The 6,169-nt window shown below is 64.5% G+C and carries 5 protein-coding genes; 2 read left to right on the forward strand and 3 right to left on the reverse strand.

What is annotated here, in order from left to right:
- Positions 1 to 276 precede the first annotated feature (276 nt).
- Entirely contained in the window at positions 277 to 921 is a 645-nt protein-coding gene (locus BST40_RS26985) for an alpha/beta hydrolase family protein (protein WP_075549107.1), read from the forward strand.
- Here BST40_RS26985 and BST40_RS26990 read toward each other — a convergent pair.
- On the reverse strand, positions 891 to 1,298 hold the full coding sequence (locus BST40_RS26990) for a hypothetical protein (protein ID WP_075549108.1): 408 nt from the start codon (positions 1,296 to 1,298) through the stop codon (positions 891 to 893). The two genes, BST40_RS26985 and BST40_RS26990, sit on opposite strands and share 31 nt — an antisense overlap.
- Before the next feature lie 543 nt (positions 1,299 to 1,841).
- Here BST40_RS26990 and BST40_RS26995 point away from each other — a divergent pair.
- Positions 1,842 to 2,489 carry a response regulator transcription factor gene (locus BST40_RS26995; RefSeq protein ID WP_082275610.1) on the forward strand — a complete coding sequence of 216 codons (648 nt, stop codon included), beginning with the start codon at positions 1,842 to 1,844 and terminating at the stop codon, positions 2,487 to 2,489.
- Positions 2,490 to 2,567: 78 nt separating this feature from the next.
- Here the strand turns inward: BST40_RS26995 and BST40_RS27000 are convergent, their stop codons facing one another.
- Together BST40_RS27000 and BST40_RS27005 are read right to left on the reverse strand one after the other, a co-directional pair.
- The gene (locus BST40_RS27000; protein WP_075549110.1) at positions 2,568 to 3,818 is read right to left on the reverse strand and encodes a sensor histidine kinase; all 1,251 of its coding nucleotides are present in this window, start codon (positions 3,816 to 3,818) and stop codon (positions 2,568 to 2,570) included.
- Positions 3,819 to 3,936: 118 nt separating this feature from the next.
- Positions 3,937 to 6,169: beta strand repeat-containing protein (locus BST40_RS27005; protein WP_208618937.1), on the reverse strand; the 2,233-nt coding region annotated here is incomplete at its 5' end.

Here is a 6,169-nt window from a genome sequence, read left to right on the forward strand (position 1 = left end):
GGAAACTTCGGCGGCGCAACCGGCGGGGTCGGCGTCGGCGACGGCGCCGCGATTGGGCTCCTCGGTAGCGGCGGCGCTGGCGGAGCGGGCGGCGCCGGCGGGCTGCTGTTGGGGCCAGGTGGTACCGACGGGTTGTGATGTTGCCGGCGATACCGCCGCAGAGCGAGCAGCACCGCGAAACCGCCACCTTTAAGCGTCCTGGCCCGCCAGGTCAGAGGACTGATCGATATCGGGGATCAACCAGTCCGGCCCGGCGGTTGGCTCCGAATCAATGCTGTGCGGCCACCTCGTTCCCCCGTTCGGGCCTGCGTTCTCGTCCTGCCAGGCGGTAAGGTGCGCAGCGACGACACGTCCCGGTGGTGGCAGCTGGCCAACCTCAGGATGGTGTTCATTGCCGGCACGCTGCGACGTCGGCTGGGGCGCGACGTTTTGGTGCGACGTGTTCAATACCGCCGCCGCGGGTGGAATAGTCCGGGCTTGGATGCGGTCCGCGATGCCGAGGAAGCTCTCGGCCAGCTGTGCCGCCGCTTCGTTCCCCAACACATTGTGCTGGTGGGTCATTCGATGGGTGGCCGCGTCGCCGCACACCTGGCCGGCCGAGGTGACATCGGGGCAGTCGTGGCACTGGCGCCGTGGTGGACGGAAAGCGACGGAGACCGGATCCCGGTCCGGACCCGGCTATTGGTTCTGCACGGCACCGCCGACACCTGGACCGACCCGCGCAGTTCGCGTACCCAGACGTGTCGGGCTCGCCGGCGCGGGGTGGACGCCATGTGGGTGGGCGTCGAAGGCGCGGGCCATTACATGGTGCGGCGGTGGAGCGAATGGCACCAGCGCAGCACGGATTTCGTTGTCGAATATTTGGCGGCTCCAGTGGGCTCTTCGGTGGGCTACAGCCCAGGCAGGCAGGAGGGCAAGTAGCACGGGCTGTCCGGAGGCTGGGCTCTCCGGAGGATGTTGGCCAGCTTGATAACCGCCATGCCCAGCATCGCCTGCACCTGCGGCTGTTGCTCTGCGGGAAGACCCCGTGTTTCTTTATCCACGATGGTTACCTGCTGTTGGAGTTGTGCTAAACGCTGTTGTCGCGCCTCCGGGGTGATGTTGTCCCAGCTGTCGTCCAGGTCGGAGATTTGCTGCAGCAGATCTTGTACCTCCGACCTAAGGTCGGATCCGAGGTTGGGCTGCAACGGGTAGACGCGGACCGGCAATGGGTGAGCGGTCACCTCGGCATGCGCGGGGCTGGCTGTCAGCAGCGTGCCGGCCAGCAGGCCAGCCACCGCGATCGTGATGATTTTCATGGCGGTTCGTTTTCCGGGGGGGTGGCGGCGTTGTCGTGGCGATGACACACCGACCGCACAGTTACCGATCCCAACGTGCGGGTACTGCCCGGCTGCGCAGGATCATCGCCTCAGGAAGCGACCCGGCACCGGATCGGCATGGTTCACATCTCCGACAGTTGTGGTGGACCGCATGATGACACGGTCCGGCGCCGCGCGAATCCTGGTGTACGTCAAAGAACTTCATTGGCCTGCAATGGAGCGCCGGTTTGCCGGGCACTGCGGGACGTTGCCGCCGCGGGTGTGCCCCAGGGTCGTCCCCGGTATGTCGGCGCGTGCCGAGATTCCGCCGGTACTGACCGGGCGGTCCTCGAACGAAACGGCACAACGTGGCGAGCGCCACCGCGGATATGCTGCGCAGTCACAACTGCGTGTCCGTATCGGCAAATCGTCACGCCAGGCCCGTCACCGGAGACACAATGATGAGGCACCTTGTCCGTCCCCCGCGCGGAGTCCGTCCCTGCGCGGAACCACAGAGCTTCGTTGAAGCGCTTGGAGCAGGCCGTGGCCGATTCCCATGACCGAGTCACCGTCGTCGTGGCCGACGACCACCCGGTAATGCGCCAGGGGGTGGTGCGGGCCCTTAGGTCCAGCGGGCGGGTGGAGGTCGTCGCCGAGGCGGCCGACGGTCGCGCGGCGCTGGACGCCATCCGCCGACTTCGGCCTGCGGTCGCACTTCTCGACTACAAGATGCCCGAACTGGACGGTCTTGAGGTGACCCACGCCGTCGCCCGTGACGGATTGCCCACCAGTGTGGTGCTGCTGAGCGCCTTTGATGACAGCCCCGTCGTCTATAAGGCTCTGGCCGAGGGCGCTTCGGGGTTTCTGACAAAGGAATCCGACAGCGACGAGATCGTCAACGCCGTGCTCAGATGTGCCGAAGGAGACTCGTACCTGCCGGCCGGGATAGCCGGGGGATTGGCCGGTGAGGTGAAACGGCGGGGCAAGGGAGCGACAACGTTACTGACCGAGCGCGAAGCCCAGGTGATCGCGATGATGGCCGATGGGCTGTCGGTTCCGCAGATCGCGTCACGACTCCATTTGGCGCGCAGCACGATCAAGACGCATGCGCACAGCCTGTACGAAAAACTTGGCGTGTCTGATCGGGGAGCGGCCGTAGCCGAGGCGATGCGGCGCCGATTGCTCGAATAGTTGCCGGACAGCCATAGCCTTGGACTGATCGCGGCGGTGCTCCCCAAAGCGGGCCTGCTGCGCGGTTTCGGCCGACGTTCAACACCGTTCCGGCTCACGATCGGTTCGGCGCGGCACCGTCGCCGAGGCGGTGGTTGGCGCTGGGTGCCGAAGCGGCACCGTCACTTGCAGGCGCGCGCCAACGGGTCCCTCGATGATGGTCAAGGTGCCGCCGGCGGCTTGGACCCGCGCCCGGTGCGAGGCAAGACCGATATGGCCCTGGGTAAGGCGACGCGCTGCGCCGTCACCGGTGAGGCCGATGCCGTCATCTGTCACGTCGATCCGAGCGGCGTCGCCGTCGATCGCCAGTTTCACCGTCGCCGATCTGGCCTGCGAATGACGGGCCACGTTGGATACCAATTCGCGGATCACCCCGAACAAGATCGGGTCGATCGCATTCGGCTGCGGATAATCGATGTCCGTTGTGATCGCAATGCCAGACCGGGCCGCTGCGACGGCGACGAGCTTCTCTACCGCAGCCGCCAGGCCGACTTGGTCGAGTAGTGCCGGGTGTAGCTCGAAGGTCGCCTCGCGCAGCAGACGGGAAGCGTCCTGCAGGCTAGCCAGTGCCTGGTCGAGGGGTGCATCCGGGGACCGCTTGAGGAATCCGGCAATATCGCGACGGGCCGCAAGCACGTCTTGCAACGGTCCGTCATGGATGAACTCGGATATCTGCCGCCGCTCGGCCTGCGATGCGGTCATGGTCTCGGCAAGCAGCTCTTCGCGCGAGGTCGTGAGTTCGGCCAGTTCGTCGATATTGCGCAACCGGAAAATCACCACCAATAGCGCTGTGCCGCAAATGAATCCATACATCAGCACGATCACTGCCGTCTCCCGTGGACCAACCCGGCTCATGATCACGGGGTCTTGAAGGACCGATGCGGTGAAGACCGCGAAGGCGCAGGCCAGCACCATACCGGCGCGCCGCAGCGACAACTCGACGGCTACCAGGCGCGGCAGCAGCGCCATCACCAACAGGGGAATATATCCGCCGGGTGAGAGCAGTTTGAAACCGAACACCGCGGCGACATCCGTCAGCGCGAGTGTCAACAGCGCCCGGTCGTCGTTGAGCAGTTGACTTGTGCCGGCATAGGTCAGCAGCAGCGCGCCGACGGTCACGAATGCATAGACGCCCAGCAGCACGGCCTGCGCCGGCAATCGAGCCGGCTCGGTGAGGGTCAGCATTGCGCTGAACATGATGACGGCGACGCCGACGCGCAAAATGGACCCGCCCTGCAATGAGCGCAACCGTTGTTTGCGGAGGACCTGCTCGATATCCGTGCTGTTCATCGGTGACCTGGGCTCAATCGTTGGGGCCGTTAGCGTTTACCTTATTGTCGGGTGCTGCTAATCGGGTAGCGTCCATTCCGCGAATGCGCTTTCTCGAGAGCGGCCCAGCCGACCGCAGCTACGGCACGAAGACGTCGTTGAAGACTCCCGAGAGGTTGGTGCCAACGTTTCCGATACCCGAGTCGAAGGCCGCCTGTGTCAGATCCACGGTGCTCGTGTTGAAGGAGCCCGAAACGGTGTTGCCCAAGTTCGCGAAGCCCGATTCCAGCCCGCCGTAGTTGAGGTAGCCCGAGTTTCCGGTTCCGCCGGCGTTGCCCAGGCCCGACGAGTTCGCGACGGCGTTTGCCAGCCCCGACACGGCCCCGGGTGCGGAATTGAAGAGGCCCGAGGCGCCGCCCCCGCCGGAGTTGAAGAAGCCCGACGACGGGTCGGTGGTCGAATTGAAGAATCCAGGGCTTTGCTGGTAAGTGAATCCGAAGGTGTAGGGACCTAGGGTTCCGCTGCCGGGCAGATCAAATGTTTGAGCAATGGTTTCGGCTACCGTGGTGGGCGCGAGCAGGGTGTACGGACCGAGTGCCCAGCCGCCGACGCTGCCGTCGTACAAGGTTGTTGTGATGGTGGTGCAGTACCCCAGGAAGCAGATGGTCTGTTGTAGTTGGACCTTTATGGGGATGCTGGAAATGTGGAATAATTCCAGGGTAATTTCATTGACGTTGCCGCTAATAGGTATCTCGATGGGGGCATTCACGTCGTAGTGCCAGGGGATTTCGGGAATGGTCGACGAGTACGAAATGGTAATCAGGCCCTGGTAATCGCCCCGCCACAAGAAGCCGTTGCTGTAGTTGCCCGAAATGAACGCGCCGGTGTCGACGTTGCCCGAGTTCGCAACGCCGGTGTTGGAGTTGCCGGTGTTGGCCAGGCCGGTGTTGGCGTCGCCCGGGTTGAACAGGCCGGTGTTGGTGTTGCCGGTGTTGAAGCTGCCGGTGTTGGTGTTGCCGGTGTTGTAGCTGCCGGTGTTGTAGTTGCCGGTGTTGGCGATGCCGGTGTTGGCCAGGCCGGTGTTGAAGGCGCCGGTGTTGGTGTTGCCGGCGTTGGCGAGGCCGGTGTTGTGGTTGCCGGAGTTGGCGATGCCCCAGTTGCCGTCACCGGAGTTGGCGATGCCGATGTTGTCGGTGCCGGAGTTGAACAGGCCGATGTTGCCGCTGCCGGAGTTCAGCGCGCCGAATCCGGTCTGGCCGTCGCCGGTGAGCCCGATGCCGATGTTGCCGTTGCCGGTGTTGCCGAAGCCGATGTTGCCGTCGCCGGTGTTGCCCGCGCCGACGTTGTGGCTGCCGGTGTTGCCGAAGCCGACGTTGCGGACCGCCGCGGTCAACGACGGGCCAGTGTTGGCGAACCCGATATTGCCGTTGCCGATATTGCCGCTACCGAAGTTGGCGCTGCCGAGGTTGCCGCTGCCCATGTTCAGGTCGCCGACGTTGCCGCTGCCCAGGTTGTAATCCCCAGTGTTGCCGAAGCCCACGTTCAAAGCCCCGATATTGCCCAGGCCCGCGTTGAACATCGTCCCGGTCGCGCTGTCGCGCAGCACGCCGGCCAGGTTGGTGCCGATGTTCGCCACGCCGGAGAGGTTGCCCGCCGCCAGGAGCCCTTGGGTGCTGGTGTTGTAGACACCTGAGATGGTGTTGCCGGCGTTGGCCAGGCCGGATTCGAGGGAGCCGACGTTGCGGTAGCCCGAGACGCCCGCGCCGCCGAGGTTGCGGAAGCCCGACGTGTCGGCGCCGGCGTTGCCGAAGCCCGATGCGCTGCCGGTGCCGGAGTTGAAGAAGCCCGACGACGGGCTGGCTGTCGAATTCCCGAAACCCGGGGCCGCCGGGATATCGATGATCTGGATCGTCCCGCCCTGTAAGGCGCCGATGACCGTCGCATCAATGGACGTAGCTGGGCCGCCGATGTCGATGGTCACCGTGGGACCGGTGAGGGTGGATGACGAGATGGTGACCGGTCCCAGATAGAAGTCGCCGTCGAGAAAGTATGTCTTGGGATAAGTATAGCCCGGGATGGTGTATTCCTGCCCGCCGACCACCAGTGTTTGCTTAATGGGATTGACGGACTCGACGTCGATGGGGACGGTGGGAATATCGATGGCGAGATGAGCGCTGATCTGGCCCTGGTTGTCGCCGGTCACGAATAAGCCGTTACTGTAATTTCCCGTGCTGAAAGCGCCAGTGTCGACATTCCCTGGGTTGAAGTACCCCGTGTCATAATTGCCCGGGTTCGACGAGAGCCTGCTGAATGCCACCGTGCCCGCCTTTGTCTCCGGTGCCCTTAACACCGGCAGTGAGCTGTCGGGCTTC

This window comes from Mycobacterium persicum (assembly GCF_002086675.1).
GTDB lineage: Bacteria > Actinomycetota > Actinomycetes > Mycobacteriales > Mycobacteriaceae > Mycobacterium > Mycobacterium persicum.

Coding starts and splice junctions, on each gene's coding strand:
- BST40_RS26990 (WP_075549108.1), bottom strand. CDS start 1,298: ATGAAAATCATCACGATCGCGGTGGCTGGCCTGCTGGCCGGCACGCTG.
- BST40_RS27000 (WP_075549110.1), bottom strand. CDS start 3,818: ATGAACAGCACGGATATCGAGCAGGTCCTCCGCAAACAACGGTTGCGC.